Source organism: Sinobaca sp. H24 (assembly GCF_023845525.1).
Genome location: NZ_JALBWT010000004.1, coordinates 1 through 15,411 on the forward strand (window position 1 = coordinate 1; position 15,411 = coordinate 15,411).

The 15,411-nt window shown below is 48.5% G+C and carries 11 protein-coding genes, 1 tRNA gene and 4 pseudogenes; 13 read left to right on the forward strand and 3 right to left on the reverse strand.

What is annotated here, in order from left to right:
* The first annotated feature begins 366 nt into the window (after positions 1–366).
* From MMY81_RS07215 to MMY81_RS07235, 5 genes and pseudogenes are all read left to right on the forward strand, one after another.
* Positions 367–892, forward strand: a pseudogene (locus MMY81_RS07215) (ABC transporter ATP-binding protein).
* Between the two features lie 480 nt (positions 893–1,372).
* A complete protein-coding gene (locus MMY81_RS07225; RefSeq protein ID WP_252312258.1) occupies positions 1,373–1,540 on the forward strand; it encodes a P-loop NTPase family protein in 168 nt (55 codons plus the stop codon).
* Positions 1,541–1,633: 93 nt separating this feature from the next.
* Positions 1,634–1,768: a hypothetical protein gene (locus MMY81_RS33290; protein WP_256497871.1), complete on the forward strand. Its 135-nt coding sequence runs from the start codon at positions 1,634–1,636 to the stop codon at positions 1,766–1,768.
* Positions 1,769–2,037: 269 nt separating this feature from the next.
* On the forward strand, positions 2,038–2,433 hold the full coding sequence (locus tag MMY81_RS33075; protein ID WP_308215274.1) for an energy-coupling factor transporter transmembrane component T family protein: 396 nt from the start codon (positions 2,038–2,040) through the stop codon (positions 2,431–2,433).
* A 40-nt stretch (positions 2,434–2,473) separates the two neighbouring features.
* On the forward strand, positions 2,474–2,680 hold the full coding sequence (locus MMY81_RS07235) for a CbiQ family ECF transporter T component (protein ID WP_308215275.1): 207 nt from the start codon (positions 2,474–2,476) through the stop codon (positions 2,678–2,680).
* Positions 2,681–2,835: 155 nt separating this feature from the next.
* Here MMY81_RS07235 and MMY81_RS07240 read toward each other — a convergent pair.
* A tRNA-Sec gene (locus MMY81_RS07240) sits at positions 2,836–2,932 on the reverse strand.
* Between the two features lie 156 nt (positions 2,933–3,088).
* On the opposite strand from MMY81_RS07240, the gene selB reads away from it, so the two are divergent.
* Entirely contained in the window at positions 3,089–4,990 is a 1,902-nt protein-coding gene (selB, locus tag MMY81_RS07245) for a selenocysteine-specific translation elongation factor (RefSeq protein WP_252312259.1), read from the forward strand.
* The gene (locus MMY81_RS07250; protein ID WP_252312260.1) at positions 4,987–6,045 is read left to right on the forward strand and encodes a glycosyltransferase family 4 protein; all 1,059 of its coding nucleotides are present in this window, start codon (positions 4,987–4,989) and stop codon (positions 6,043–6,045) included. The genes selB and MMY81_RS07250 overlap by 4 nt, the downstream gene beginning before the upstream one ends.
* Positions 6,046–6,064: 19 nt before the next feature.
* Here the strand turns inward: MMY81_RS07250 and MMY81_RS07255 are convergent, their stop codons facing one another.
* The gene (locus tag MMY81_RS07255) at positions 6,065–6,955 is read right to left on the reverse strand and encodes a selenium metabolism-associated LysR family transcriptional regulator (protein WP_252312261.1); all 891 of its coding nucleotides are present in this window, start codon (positions 6,953–6,955) and stop codon (positions 6,065–6,067) included.
* A gap of 124 nt (positions 6,956–7,079) precedes the next feature.
* Here MMY81_RS07255 and phnD point away from each other — a divergent pair, with 124 nt between their 5' ends.
* Genes phnD through phnC form a run of 3 tightly spaced genes read left to right on the forward strand, consistent with a single transcriptional unit; the run spans position 7,080 to position 9,585 of the window.
* Positions 7,080–8,000, forward strand: a complete 921-nt coding sequence (gene phnD, locus MMY81_RS07260) for a phosphate/phosphite/phosphonate ABC transporter substrate-binding protein (RefSeq protein ID WP_252312262.1) — start codon at positions 7,080–7,082, stop codon at positions 7,998–8,000.
* A 33-nt stretch (positions 8,001–8,033) separates the two neighbouring features.
* Positions 8,034–8,795 carry a phosphonate ABC transporter, permease protein PhnE gene (phnE, locus tag MMY81_RS07265; RefSeq protein ID WP_252312263.1) on the forward strand — a complete coding sequence of 254 codons (762 nt, stop codon included), beginning with the start codon at positions 8,034–8,036 and terminating at the stop codon, positions 8,793–8,795.
* Positions 8,796–8,811: 16 nt separating this feature from the next.
* The gene (gene phnC / locus MMY81_RS07270; RefSeq protein ID WP_252312264.1) at positions 8,812–9,585 is read left to right on the forward strand and encodes a phosphonate ABC transporter ATP-binding protein; all 774 of its coding nucleotides are present in this window, start codon (positions 8,812–8,814) and stop codon (positions 9,583–9,585) included.
* A 20-nt stretch (positions 9,586–9,605) separates the two neighbouring features.
* Here the strand turns inward: phnC and selD are convergent, their stop codons facing one another.
* Entirely contained in the window at positions 9,606–10,658 is a 1,053-nt protein-coding gene (selD, locus tag MMY81_RS07275) for a selenide, water dikinase SelD (protein WP_252312265.1), read from the reverse strand.
* A 152-nt stretch (positions 10,659–10,810) separates the two neighbouring features.
* Between selD and MMY81_RS07280 the strand changes: the two are divergent.
* The 3 pseudogenes from MMY81_RS07280 to acnA form a co-directional block, all read left to right on the forward strand.
* Positions 10,811–11,005 (forward strand): annotated as a pseudogene (locus MMY81_RS07280) (Rdx family protein); the annotation flags it as partial.
* 168 nt (positions 11,006–11,173) lie between these two features.
* Positions 11,174–12,426 (forward strand): annotated as a pseudogene (gene selA / locus MMY81_RS07285) (L-seryl-tRNA(Sec) selenium transferase).
* 184 nt (positions 12,427–12,610) lie between these two features.
* Positions 12,611–15,327: pseudogene (gene acnA / locus MMY81_RS07290) on the forward strand (aconitate hydratase AcnA).
* Positions 15,328–15,411 lie beyond the last annotated feature (84 nt).

The window sequence follows — 15,411 nt, forward strand, 5'->3', positions numbered from 1 at the left end:
TTAATTCGGTTTTACTCAGGGACGGGGCTGAGCTTATTTTCGCCTTGTTCTTCTACCGTTATTTCTCGCTGCCGGTCTTAATGCTGGCGGGTATGGGAGGCACCTTTGCGGCTTTTTGGACGCAGTACTTCTTATATGGAATCAACCAGTATTCCTTTATGTTGCTGCAGCGATGATGGGACGATGCTGATCAGCGGAGCACTTAGCCGGATGGGCGGGAAAAAGCTTTAGTGATGCGCTGAAAACAGGGGTGCTCGATCGATTTGCATTAGGAAAGCAGTACCGCAGCCGAACGATGGAAAAGGATATCTCATGATAACAGCCGATCAGCTTACAGTGACTTATCCATTTACGAAGGAACCAGCGATGGCCGGCTTCACATCAAGAATTAGGAGTGGAGAAAATGTGCTGGTAATTGGTCCAAGCGGATCGGGTAAAAGCACGCTCACTCTGGCTGTGCAGGGCATTTCCCGAGATCGTAGAAGCAGACGTGGCAGGAGAGCTTCAGGTGGACGGAGAAACACCATCGCATCGAGCATAATGGAAGCAGCCGCTAAAACAGGCGTATTGTTTCAGGATCCGGATACTCAGTTCTGCATGGCAGTCATTCGTGATGAATTAGCATTTACAATGGAAAACAGAGCCATTGCTCAAGAAAAGATGGACAGCCGAATGCAAAGCGCGTTAAAAGCGGTGGGAATGCAAGCGCATTGATACAGCGATACATGCTTTATCCGGCGGGATGAAGCAAAAAGCGGCGATGGCATCTCTCTGGTGCCAGGACCCCGATATATGGATTATTGATGAACCAATGTCCCAGCTTGATCCTGCCGCCCGCCGCAGTCTGGCTGAATGCCTGCAGGTAATTAACAGGACGCAGAAAAGACGCTGATCATGATTGAACATCAGCTCGATGAGGTTGTCGAGCTGGCAGACCGGCTGATTGTTATGGACGATAGAGGGTCCGTATTGCAGATGGCGCCCCGCGGGACGTGTTGACTGACACACAGAGCATGTAAGCATGGGTATTCGGCTGCCGTCGTAACTAAAGCAGCCATGCTCTGAAGAATAAGCATCCGGACTATTCAGAGGATGCCGTAACTATAAAGCAGTGGCAGGAGGGAACAAGGCATCTCTGCAAAATAATCAACCGCGTGCTTCCTGTCCCGCTGGAAGCGGGGACTCGATGAGAAAAATATAGTGCTGGAGGAGAAAAGCTCAGTTTCCGCTATAAAGGCACCAAAGTAATAGATGAGCTGAGCTGCCGGTTTTATAAGGAGATTCCACGCGTAGTCGGCCGCAACGGATCAGGGAAAAGCACGCTGTTTCAACTGCTACAGGCTGGCTGAAACAGGAGCAGGGGGATGTGTCTTTGTTTAGGGAAAAGCTCACCCGAAAATCGATGAAAAGAATCGCATCTGCGATTGGTATTGTGTTTCAGCAGCCGGAACATCAGTTTATTCATGTAACGGTGGAAAAAGAGCTGAGACACAGCATGGAAATCGAAGGATGGAAAGAAGAAGCTATAAAAGAAGGGTAGAGGAATTACTCGATCTGTTTGCCTGCAGAATAAAAAAAAAAGCCATCCTTTTCAGCTGAGTCAGGGCAGAAACGACGACTGTCGACAGCTGTCATGCTTACAAGCAGTCAGTCGATTCTTTTGCTTGATGAACCGATGTTTGGCCTGGACCAGAGAAACACCGATGCCCTTTTAATGATACTTCGAAAGCTGCAGGAAGAAGGCAAGAATTGTCATGATTACACATGATTTAAATTGTTTATTCCTATGCCAGTCGTGTGATTGCAATAGATGAAGGGACTGTTTATTATGAAGGAGATACAGCTCTTTTTTCCACCCAATCAGATTCATCGTGCCGGCGGGTAATACCGGCCTGCATGGGATGAGACAGAAAAAGGAACAACGGATCTATGTTTGAAGCGTATCAGCTTCAGAACGCTTTTTTGCAGCGTGTAATCCAACAGTGAAGCTGTTGAGCCTAATAATAATAAGCTTTGCATGATTCCTATATACGACGTGTGGCGGCCGTTATTTCTTCTGGCAGCGACGATGACTGCTATTGCGGTATTAGGAGGTGTTCCTATTCAGCGTCTGCTCCTTATTTTGCTGCCTTCCTGTTCTTTGGGTTTAGTTTTGTATGGCTCCAGGCCGTGTTTCCGGAGGAGCGGGGGGAGACGGTGTTATTTCAAATCGGCAGTCTTCCCATTGCTGCTGAAAATATTGAAATTGGTCTTTCGCTCGGACTGCGTGCGCTTGTATTCGCTTCCTGGTCGTTATTGTTTGTGTTAACAACGAGTCCAACTGCTTTAGTACTGAGCCTGATGGAGAAATTTAAACTCACGCCTGTCATAGGATACGGGCTTATGGCTGCATATCAGTTTCTTCCTCAGCTGCATGATGAATTCAGCAGATAAAAAGGGCACATCACATGCGTAGTATAGGAAAAAGCAAAGTATATGGAAGTGGAAACAGTACGCCATTCCGTTGATGGCCGGAGCCATCCGTAAAGCAGAAAGAACGGCAGCCGCTATGGAAGTGAAAGGATTTGATGGGGCCGGAAACCGCACCCGCTATCAAACTATGCCTTACCATAAAGAAGATATATTTTTTATAGGCGGGGTTCTTATTACGGCGATTTGTTTAGTTTTGTTTACTATTTAATTTTAAAATGTTAAAGAAGAATATAAACAGATGAATAAAAACAGATGAATATAAACAGATGAATATAAAAAAGAAGCTTCCTGTTTTTAATAAGGAGCTTCTTTTGTTCTATTAAATAGATTTACTCTGCTTTGTCTGAACGTATATTATATGTATGGCGGGACTGTGTGGGAATCGAACCCACCGGAGACGGCACGCGCCTCCCTGAAGGTTTTGAAGACCTCGGTAAGCACCAGCTACACAACCAGCCCCATCTGTTTTATGGTGCACTTCGCTATTCTACTATTACGTTACGGGAATTACAACTATTTAAGATGCGGGCCGGACTTGTTTTATTTGATTGGAGGGTCGCCGGGATAGTAAGATGGAACAGTAGAAAAGCGCCGGACGAGAGAGGCAGGGACCAGCATGGCAAAACGAATGCTCACAGTAGGAATGGCCGGGCATATTGACCACGGCAAAACCACATTAACGAAAGCTTTAACCAATATAGATACCGATCGGCTGAAAGAAGAAAAAGACCGCAGTATCTCCATCGAACCAGGATTTGCCCCGCTTACGCTGCGGGAAGACATGGATGTCTCTATTATTGATGTGCCGGGGCACGAGCGTTTTATCCGGCAGATGATTGCCGGAGTCGCAGGAATTGATGGGGTGATCTTAACTGTTGCAGCCGATGAAGGCGTTATGCCGCAGACAAAAGAGCACCTGGAGATATTAACGCTTCTCGGCATTCCGGGGAGCGTCATTGCTGTAACAAAGGCAGATAAGGTGGATGAGGAACTGCTGGAGCTGGCTGGTGAAGATATCCGTGATGAAGTACAGGGGACGCCATTTGCCAACGCGGAAATGGTTTTTATAGACAGCCTGAGCGGACGAGGTTTGGACGAATTGAAACAGCAGCTGATACATATGCTGGAAAAAGTACCGGACCGCGATCCGCGGGGGGCCTTCCGTCTGCCGATTGATAATGTATTCAGCGTGCACGGGCAGGGAACTGTCGTCAGAGGTACAGTATATGAAGGAAGTGTTGCAGAAGGAGAATCCCTGCAGCTTCTTCCTCAGCAGACCTATGTGAAAGTACGCCAGCTGCAGATACATCATGAACCGGTAAAGTCGGGAAGTGCTGGCCAGAGACTTGCCCTTAATATCAGCGGCGTCTCGAAGCAGGATGTACATCGTGGTGATGTGCTCGTGGCGGCCCAGCATTATACAACCACAGACAGGCTTGATGTAGTGCTTTATGGGGCGACAGCGGCCGCGTATGCAGTAAAGCAGCGCGGCTACGTAATGCTTCACCTTGGAACAGCTGAAGTATACGGCAAAATTATCTTTTTTGACCGCAATACGCTGGAGCCGGGATTTGATGAGGTGATCTGCCAGCTGGAGCTTGAAGAAAAAGTCGTTACAAAAAGAGGCGATGCTTTTATTCTGCGCCGTCCATCTCCGGCTGAAACGTTTGCAGGCGGCTGGGTGATCCAGGCGCAGGCGGAAAAGCACCGCTTTGGTACAGATACAGTAAAAGCACTTGAAAGAATGATGGAAGATACACCGGAAGAACAGCTGTTAGAAGCAATACGAAAAAACGCGTGGCTCAGTAAGGAAGAAGGGGCCCTAGAGACAGGCCGCCCGGAAGAGGAGGTAGAGCAGCTGATCCATCAGGGTCTGGAGAATGGCACGCTTGTATGGATGGGGAAAAAGAAAGTCACCTCTGTTCAGGAGCAGCAGAAAACGCTTGCCGTTATTAAAGAACAGCTGCAGCAATTTCATGAAGCGCACTCTCTGCGCTCCGGTCAAAACCGGCAGGAATTAATTCAATCCCACGTCCAGCGTGGGATTCCGAAAGAATTCGCTGCACAGTTGATACAGCAGGCCCTTAACCAGGGAGAACTTGTTTCCCATCAGCAATTTATCGCCCTGGCGGAGTTTTCACCGACAGCTCCAAAAGGCTGGGAACGCAGAATAGAAAACCTTCAGGAACAATGGCAAAAAGACGGACTGCAGGTAAAAGCATGGAACGAATACATGGAAGCAGCCGGCCTGCCGGAGAATGTAGGCTGGGAATTGAAGTGGTCTTTATTGGAAAGAAACCGGGCAGTGAAAATGGATGATACTCATATTTGGCCGGCGGAAGTTTTTAAAGACAAGGCCCTTTCTTTAAAGAAAGCCTTTCCGGAATCCTTCACGCTTCAACAAGCCAAGGAAATTCTGCCGCTCAGCCGCAAATTCATGGTGCCGTATCTTGAAGCGCTTGATGCTTCTGGATGGACAAAGCGTAAAGACGATGTGAGGGAGTGGCTGGAGCAATGACTACCCTTCCAAACGTCCTGTTTTTGACTCCTTATTACCAATCCAGACGCGGCAATGCCACAACGGCACGGAGACTGGAAGCTTCCATGAAAAGAATAGGCCAGCCTTTTACTTTGTTTGCATATGAAGAAGAACCGGAAGCAGAAGGCCTTGCTAAGCTGGCAGAGGCTGATGTGGTTCACGCCCTTCACATCCGCCGCACATATGAATGGCTCCAGCTGGCTGATACAGCTCTGCAAATGCCTTACGTACTAACAAGCGGCGGAACAGATATTAATGTAGATATCCAACAGAAGCAGAAGGCAGCGGATCTGGAAGCTTTTGTCCGGCAGGCGGACCGGATTTCGGTTTTCAGCCGCGATGGCGTAAAAAAGCTTGATCAGGCTTACCCGGAACTAAGTCGTCACATTAGTATCGTTCCCCAGGGAGTGGATCCGGCGGCGGCTGTGCATAATAATGAGCTTTCGGGTTGGCTGCAGACCCACAGCGGAACGCCGAACATTCTAATCCCAGCCGGGCTGAGAAGTGTGAAAGATGTGCTCTTTGGTTTAAAAGTACTGGAGGCATTGAGAGTTCGTTTTCCTTCCATTCAATTTATGATTGTGGGCGAAGCGATGGAAGAAACCGTAAAGCAGGAAGTCGTTCAGGCTGCAGAAGCAAGAAGATGGATGCATTATCATGAAGGTGTGGAAATGGAATTAATGCCTGCATTCTATGAATGGGCGGATGTAGTTATTAATACGTCCCTGTCAGAAGGCCAGCCGATGGCGGTTTTGGAAGCCATGATGCATCAAATTCCTGTCCTTGCCAGACGTAACGGAGGAAATGAAAGTGTGATCCAGGATGGAAAGAACGGCCTGCTGTTTGGCGATGAGCGGACCTTCCACGAGCAGCTCGAAAAGCTTCTCGACAACCCGGAGCTGAAAAAAAAGCTCACCGGCCAGGCGAAATCAGACGTGCTTGAACGTCATTCCAGCGACAAAGAAGCCCGGCAGTATCAGAGTATATATAAAGAAATCTGTCATGCCGGCAAAGAGAAAGACAGCTCCGTTTAGGAACTGTCTTTTCTTCTGCCTAGTGTGATGAAACAACCGGGGCCTGAAAGGTGCGGGCGAGCTCAGAAAAAGCATGAATCATCGGCTCCTCTGCACGTTCAGTAAGCGTCGACAGATGGAGGTGGCGGAATCCGGGAAGGCGGCCTTTATTCACACAGCCTCTGGATACAGCAGAAGCCAGAGCGTATTCGGAAATAATGCCATAGCCGATCCCTGCCTGCACGAGCGAAAGTACGCTTTCTGTGTTCGGCACGACGGCGGCTGTTTCCAGGTCAAGAAGGGATCCGCCCCACTGCTGCAGGCTCTGTTCCGCAGCCAGATAGGTGCCGGAGCCTTTTTTCCGCTTAATAAAGGGGTGGCAGCTGATATCGGCAAAAGATTCTGCCGGTCCGGGGGAGGCATCCGGCGGGCCGATAAGAACCAGCTGATCCTTCCAGAGAGGAACCGTATGAACGTCCGGGTGATGAAAGGCCTGGCCGATAATTGCGGCATCTACCTCCCGCTGCAGAAGCAGATCGGTAATCGTGCTGGAATCATCTACCTGCAGGTAAAATTTAGTCCGTGGAAACTGCTCATGACAGTTCGCACAGAGCCCCGGCAGGAAATAGGTGCCGGGCGTCGTGCTGGCGCCAAGTTTTAGCGTCTCGGTATAAGGCGCACTGTTCTTGTTAAACTGGCTGCGGAGCCTGGCCCAGTCCTGAAGCCACTGCCCGGCCTGAGCGTATAAAGCCTCTCCTTCATCTGTAAGGGTGAGGGTTTTTCGTTCTATTAATAATACATGAAGCTCGCGTTCTAAATGCTGTAAATACTTTGTTACGGTAGACTGGGATATATCGAGCTTGCGGGCAGCAAGAGAAAAACTGCGCGCTCTTGCGAGAACGACAAATACATGAAGCCATTTTTCATTCATAGGGCATCCTCCATAGGGGCGTTTGTCTTTACTTTTATCATAATCAATGATAGCTTATTAACGCAATCACATTCGAAATCTGCATAATTCTTATTACATATTGGAAAATGGGGGAGAAACGAAAATGAAAAAATGGCTGACAGCAGTATCCGCAGGAAGCGTACTCGTACTTGGCGCGTGCGGCGGCGGAGAAGAAGAATCACAGGGAGGCGGAGAAGGAGAAGAAACGCAGGATACGCTTGAAGTAGCGGTTATCCCGGCGCAGTCATCAGGTGAAATGGAAAGCGGCGTACAAAGCCTGGAAGACACCTTAAATGAAAGCCTCGATCAGGAAGTGTCGGTAGAAACCTATCCGAACTACAACGCAGTAGTGGAAGCATTAAACTACGGTGAGCTTGATCTTGCCTATTTAGGACCGCTTACCTACGTAATCGCTCATGAAGAAAGCGGAGCGGAAGCGATATTAACTCAGGAAATTGATGGAGAGCCGTACTACTATTCCTACATTATTACACACGTGGACCAGCCCTGGGAAACATTAGATGAGATGCTCGAAGACAGCGGGGAAGTCGATTTTGCTTTTGGCAGCATTTCCTCTACGTCCGGGTCGCTTATTCCCGGCCTGGAGCTTAGAGAGCGCGGAGCGTTTGAGTCAGAACAGGAAAATGAATTTGCTTCAGTACGCTATACGGGCTCCCACGATGTAACGGCACAGGTTGTTCAGTCACAGGACGTTGACGCCGGTGCTATCGACAGCGCGATCTACAACGAACTGGTGGAGGAAGGCGCTATTGATGAGAGCCAGATCCGCACCATCTGGGAATCAGATCAATTGTATCAGTACCCTTGGGCCGTGCCGGAGGATATGGATGATGAGTTAAAAGCAGACATCCAGGAAGCTTTTATAAATATTGAAGACGAGGAAATACTCAATGTGTTCGGCGGCGCTTCTGCCTTTGTAGAAACCGACCACAGCAACTACGAATCCATTACGCAGGCAGCCGAAGACTTCGGCATGCTGAATATGGACGCGATTGAGGACTAGTACGTCTGCTTTAGAGAAAAAGGGGTTCGTTAAATGATTTGGTTTCGAAAAAGGCTGATTATCTACACTGTCGTTTTAATTATTGCCACGTGGTGGGCGATGGGGAAAACAGAATTCGAATGGGAAAACTTTGCAAACTTCAGTAAGGCATTTTCTTTTATCGGCGACCGTTTTCTTCCATTGGACTGGAGCATTCTCCCGTCCTTGTTTGATCCTATGCTCGTCACGCTGGCGATTGCTTTTTTAGGTACATTTTTTGCCCTGCTGGTGGCACTGCCGCTGGCATTCGCTTCCGCAAAAAATACTAGCAGCAATCCATTGTTATATTATATTAACCGCTTTTTTCTTTCCGGTCTTCGTTCCGTGCCGGAAATCGTATTTGGCCTTATTTTTGTCGTTGTATTGGGACTGGGACCTTTCCCGGCCGTTTTTGCTATTTTTCTTCATAACATCGGCGTGTTGGGAAAATTAATTTCGGAGTTGATTGAGGCCTCGGATAGAGGACCGCAGGAGGCAATGGAATCGGTTGGATCAACAAGAAAAGTCGGCAATCTGTTTGCGATTATCCCGCAGATCTGGCCCAATATTCTATCACAGTATTTTTACCGGTTTGAAGTGGCTATCCGCACCTCCTCGTTTCTCGGTTTTATCGGCGGCGCGGGATCGGCCAGGCGTCTCATCAATGACTTTGAAAGCTTTAATTATCCGGCCGTTGGCGTAGAAGTATTATGTATTATGGCCATGGTAATTCTGGTTGACCTGTTTGGTGCCTTTGTTCGTAAGCGCGTAATTTAGAGAGGAGATGATCAGCATGATTGAATTAAAAGATGTTTCTGTTCAATATGAAAAAGGCGGAGAGCCTGCGCTTAAAAAGCTGAATCTCTCTTTAGAGCGCGGAGAATTTGTCAGTGTACTCGGACCCAGCGGTGCCGGAAAATCGACGATGATCCGGACAATTAATGCGCTGCAGCCTGCTACAGACGGAGACATCCTGATTGATGGTAAATCCCTTGCCGGTTTTTCACGCCGGGAGCAGCGGCAGTGGCGCAGCCGTGCCGGAATGATCTTTCAGCATTTTCATCTTATTCCAAGGCTTACGGTAAAGCAAAATGTGCTGTCCGGCCTATTTGGCAAAAAAGATCCCTGGTCGAACCTGGGGGGCTTTTTCTCGGCGGCTGAAAAAAAACAGGCAGCTGATGTGATTGAACAGGTCGGCCTTAAAGGCATGGAAGACCGCAAAATTGAACAGCTGAGCGGCGGCCAGAAGCAGCGTGTCGGAGTGGCGCGTGCCCTGATTCAGGATCCCGACGTATTTTTAGGAGATGAGCCGGTAGCCAGTCTTGACCCCGGCACCTCACGCTCTATTTTTTCTCTCATAGAAGAAGTGCATAAGCGAAACAATCTGGTCACGATGATTAACGTGCATGACATTGATCTTGCTAAAATGTATTCTGACCGGATTATTGGGCTGTCTGAAGGAGAGGTCGTGTATGACGGTCCTCCCAGCCGGCTGAATGATACTGTAATTGAACGGATTTATGGAAAAAATATGATGGCAGATAAAAAGACGCAGACCGTTTGGTAACGGAATGCGTCTTTTTTGTATTAGTCAATTTCCAGGTAGTAATCAGATTTTTCTTCTACTTCACCAATAATGGCTGCTTCCATAATACCGGCTGCATGAAGGTCTTTGACGTAGCTTTCCGCCTGTTCCGGGGAGAGGGCAGCAAGCAGGCCTCCTGAAGTGATTGAGTCACAAAGAATCTGCTGTGTGACAGCACTCACATTGTCTGCGCGGTGTATATGATCGAGCAGGTAAGATTCATTGGATTTAGAACCGCCGGGGATAATTCCTTTTTCCGCCAGTTCATAAGTTCCTTCCAGAAGCGGGATGTCGTTCGAATGAAAACGGAACGTCACTTCACTTGCAGAAGCCATCTCATAAGAGTGGCCGAGCAGACCGAATCCGGTCACATCCGTAACGGCGCGGGGCTCATAGGCATGCAGCGCTTCAGCGGCTTCTTTGTTTAAAGATGCCATAACTTTCGTCACTGCTGCTTCCTGTTCCTTTGTAACGGCCTGTCTTTTAATACCGGTCGTCATAATGCCGACGCCAAGCGGTTTGGTGAGCACAAGAACATCACCGGGCTTCGCGCCTTTGTTTGCCCAGAATTTCTCCGGGTGCACAATACCGGTAGCGGCAAGGCCGAATTTAGGCTCATCGTCATCAATTGAGTGCCCGCCGACTATTGTAGCGCCGGACTCCCTGACTTTATCGGCAGCCCCTTTCATAATGCCTGCAAGTACATGATCAGGCAGTTTCTTGATAGGGAAGCCAACAATATTCAGTACCGTTTTCGGCGTGCCTCCCATCGCATAAATATCGCTCAGGGCGTTTGCGGCAGCGATTTGTCCGAACTCGTAGGGGTCATCGACGATCGGTGTGAAGTAGTCAACAGACTGAACGAGAGCAATGTCATCGGTCAGCTTATAGACTCCTCCATCATCTGATGTGTCAGTTCCGACGAGAAGAGCAGGGTCAGGGGCGGTTTTTGGTATATGACGCAATACTTGCGCCAGGTCCTCAGGACCTATTTTGCAGCCTCAACCAGCTTTCGAGGAAAGCGTCGTCAGGCGGATTTCTTCTTCTTTATTCATTCTCGAACCCTCCTTTTTTCTACTTTATCAGTATAAGCGCTCTATTTGCGAGAACACAAACCATACACTACAATAATAATAGATAAAAGCAAAGGAGTGGGTCTCCGATGAAAATTATGATCGAATTCTGCATGCAGTGAAACTTTTCACCAAAGGCCGTGAGTCTCACGGACGCCCTATATAAAGCCTATGGAGGAGCCATCAAAGAAGTACAGCTTGTCACGTCCTCCGGCGGTGTGTTTGAAGTATACGTAAATGACGAAAAAGTGCATTCCAAGAAAGAAACGCGGAAATTTCCAAACGAAGAGCAGTTAATCGAAAAACTGAGAGGCTATGGGCCCTCATAAATTAAAGGGGTCACTATCATGCCGGATGCAAGAAATATTCCTTCCGTTCATGCCGTGCTTCAGGATGAACAGATACGTCTTCTAATAGATGAAACAAATGATGAACGGACCGTAACAAATATCGTCCGGGCCGAAACGGATAACCTCCGCCGCGCCGTACTGGACGGAATGGCGCTCGAATCAAAGAAAAAAGCTGAAGAAATTATTATTGAACACGCCGGGCAGCAGGTTCGGCGCTTTTTTTCGGAGCGGCTGCACAGCGTCATTAACGCGACGGGAACAATTCTCCACACGAACCTTGGGCGTGCCCCTTTAAGCCCGGACGCTGTAAAAAAAGTCGTTGAGGCCGCTTCCGGGTACTCCAATCTGGAATATAACGTGGAGCGGGGAGCCGCGGATCGAGGCACGATATTCTCGAAGACCTTCTCTGCGAAGTGACCGGAGCGGAAGCAGCCATGGCGGTAAATAACAACGCCGCTGCCGTATATCTGGTGCTCCGTGCCCTGACGGCGGAGAAAGAGGTTGTAGTATCCCGGGGGGAGCTCGTGGAAATCGGCGGGTCTTTCCGGGTTTCATCTATAATGGAAGAAAGCGGTGCGGTGCTTAAAGAAGTGGGCACCACAAATAAAACCCACCCGTATGACTACGAGGATGCTGTAAACGAGCGGACGGCTATGCTGATGAAAGTGCATACGAGCAATTTTAAGATGCTGGGGTTCACAAGCGACGTTTCTACAAAAGAGATGAGCCGGATAGGGAAAAGCCGCGGAGTACTCGTTTACGAGGATCTTGGAAGCGGCGCGTTATATGATTTCCGTATCCATGCAATAGGTGAGGAGCCGACCGTTAAAGAAGCGCTCGAAGCAGGAGCCGATCTGGTATCCTTTTCCGGCGATAAGCTGCTCGGCGGGCCGCAGGCGGGTATTATTGCCGGGCGGAAAGATTTAATCGACCGCCTGAAAAAACATCAGCTTGCCCGGGTGCTCCGCTGCGATAAAATGACGCTGGCTGCACTTGAAGCAACCATCAAGGCCTATCTTCCCGGCGGAACAGGCACGGAGGATATTCCTGCCGTGCACATGCTGCTAATGGAAAAAGAAGAGCTTGTGGCAAAGGCAGATTTATTTTTAAAAGAATGCCGACTTCGGGAATGGACGCTCAGCAGAGCGGATGATTTTTCCAAAGTGGGGGGCGGGACGATGCCGGAAGTGATGCTTCCAACGACGGTTGTTCGTCTTAATACAGTGACTATAACAGCAGAGCAGGCAGCACGGGCTCTGCGGATGAAGCAGGGACGACCGGTTATTGCCAGGGTGCATAAAGAGCAGCTTCTGTTTGATATGCGCACCCTGAAGGATGCCGACATTACCGAAATCACCGCCTTCCTGATGGAACTGGAAAAAGAAGGGTTAGACGTTTAAAAACGTACCGTTATGTGTAACCGGATTAATTTTTTCGGAAAGCCATTTATATTTGTCCGGAATTTTGCTATTCTAAAGGGGTGGACGGAAATGGCATATCAACTAAAGCCAGGTTACGAATCCGAGATGGGATATTTTTTTCGACATTTAACACCGTCTGTTATATGATACAACTAAAAGGAGGATGCTACATATGAGTGAAAACCACGATTTGTTCAATGCACGCAAAACGTTCTCATCGAGCGGCAAGTCATATCATTATTATGATTTAAAAGCTATTGAGGACGCTGGAGTAGGTAATGTAGCTAAGCTGCCTTATTCTATCCGTGTTGCTTGAGTCTGTTCTAAGACAGGACGGAAAAGTAATCAAGAAGAACACGTAGAGAGCCTTGCTAAATGGGGAACGAAAATAACAACGAGAGGACGTACCATTTAAGCCTTCCCGTGTTATTCTCAGGACTTCACCGGCGTGCCCGTGTGACCTGCGTCGCTTCGTAAAGCAATGGCAGACATCGGGGGAGACCCGCAGGAAATCAATCCGGCGATTCCAGTTGACCTTGTGTTGACCACTCTGTTCAGGTAGACCGCTTTGGCGCGGAAGATTCCCTCCGCCGCAACATGGATCTTGAATTTGAAAGAAACGAAGAAAGATATAAACTGCTCAGCTGGGCACGAAAGCATTTGACAACTACAGTGCTGTACCGCCGGCTACGGGTATCGTTCACCAGGTAACCTGGAGTATCTTGCGTCCGTAGTACACGCTAAAGAATCAGAACGGCGAAATTGAAACGTTCCCGGACACGGAACGGATTCCCATACAACAATGATCAACGGACTAGGCGTTCTCGGCTGGGGCGTAGGCGGTATTGAGGCAGAAGCAGGAATGCTTCAGCAGCCTTCTTATTTCCCTGCGCCGGAAGTAGTCGGTGTAAAGCTTACAGGAGCCCTTCCGAATGGCGCTACAGCAACGGACCTTGCACTTAAAGTAACACAGGTGCTTCGTGAAACAAACGTGGTCGGCAAGTTCGTGGAATTCTACGGCCCAGGCCTGAAGGAAATGCCTCTTGCAGACCGCGCGACAATCTCCAACATGGCTCCGGAGTATGGCGCCACATGTGGTTTCTTCCCGGTAGATGAAGAGTCGCTGAACTATCTGCGCCTTACCGGCCGTGATGAAGACCACATTCAGCTTGTAAAGGACTACTGCCAGGCTAACCATCTTTTCTACGAAGACGGCAGCGAAGAGCCGAACTTTACAAGAGTTCTTGAAGTAAAACTTGAGGATTCTTCCAAGTCTTTCCGGCCGAAACGTCCTCAGGACCTTATCGAGCTGACGGACATGAAAAAGAAATCAATGAAGCACTTACAGCTCCAGCAGGCAATCAGGGATTCGGCCTGGCTCCTGAAGATGTAGATAAAGAAGTAGAAGTAAAACACCCAAGCGGCAAAACAACCACATTAAGCACAGGTGCTGTGACGATTGCAGCGATTACCAGCTGTACAAACACGTCCAACCCTTACGTTATGATTGGTGCCGGCCTGCTTGCAAAGAAAGCGATCGAACGCGGACTCGAAGTTCCGGAATACGTGAAGACATCGCTTGCACCAGGTTCGAAAGTTGTAACACGCTATCTGGAAGATGCCGGTCTTATGCCTTATCTTGACCAGCTCGGCTTCAACCTTGTCGGCTACGGCTGTACAACGTGTATCGGTAACAGCGGTCCGCTTCCAATCGAAGTGGAAGAAGCGATTGCAGATAACGATGTTTTGGTTTCCTCTGTACTAAGCGGAAACAGAAACTTCGAAGGACGTATCCACCCGCTCGTTAAAGCAAACTATCTTGCTTCTCCGCCGCTTGTTGTCGCCTACGCACTTGCTGGAAATGTAAACTTTGATTTCTACAAGGACAGCTTTGGTAAAGACAAAGACGGAAACGACATCTATTTTGAAGAGCTGTGGCCTACGACTGAAGAAATCAAGAACACAGTGCACAATAACGTATCTCCGAAGCTCTTTAAAGAAGAATACGAAAATGTGTTTACAAACAACGACCGCTGGAATGATCTCCAGTCTGATGAAAATGCTGCTCTTTACGACTTTGATGAGGAATCCACGTATATTCAGAATCCTCCATTCTTCGTAGACATGGCGAAAGATCCGGAAGACATTAAGCCGCTTAACAGCCTTCGTGTTATCGGAAAATTTGGCGACAGTGTAACAACAGACCACATTTCACCAGCAGGCGCTATTGCGAAAAACAGCCCGGCCGGTCGTTACCTGATCGAAAAAGGCCTGTCTCCTGCTCAATTTAACTCGTATGGTTCCCGCCGCGGTAACCACGAAGTAATGATGAGAGGTACATTCGCTAATATCCGCATTAAGAACCAGCTTGCTCCGGGTACAGAAGGCGGCTACACGACATACTGGCCAAATGGCGAAACGATGGCTATCTATGACGCTGCCATGAAGTACAAGGATGACAAAACAGATCTTATGGTTATTGCCGGAAATGACTACGGCATGGGAAGCTCCAGAGACTGGGCTGCAAAAGGTACTAACCTTCTAGGAATTAAAACAGTTCTTGCCCAGAGCTTTGAGCGTATCCACCGCAGTAACCTCGTGTTAATGGGAGTTCTTCCGCTTCAGTTTAAAGACGGAGACAGCCCGGAATCACTTGGTCTGACTGGTAAAGAAGCATTTGATGTAAAAGTAACCAACAACGTGCGTCCACGTGATGTTATCGAAGTAGTGGCTACAGATGAAGATGGAAAAGTAACAACATTCCAGGTCATCGCCCGCTTTGACAGTGAAATCGAAATGGACTACTACCGCCACGGCGGTATCCTGCAGATGGTTCTTCGCAACAACCTTGCGAAAACAGAAGCAGCGCGCGATAACTAATACGCTTTATAAGCCCTCCCGCCTTTCAGGCGCGGAGGGTTTTTTTATGTGCACATCCTGTTTGTGAAATAAAATAGTGTAAAA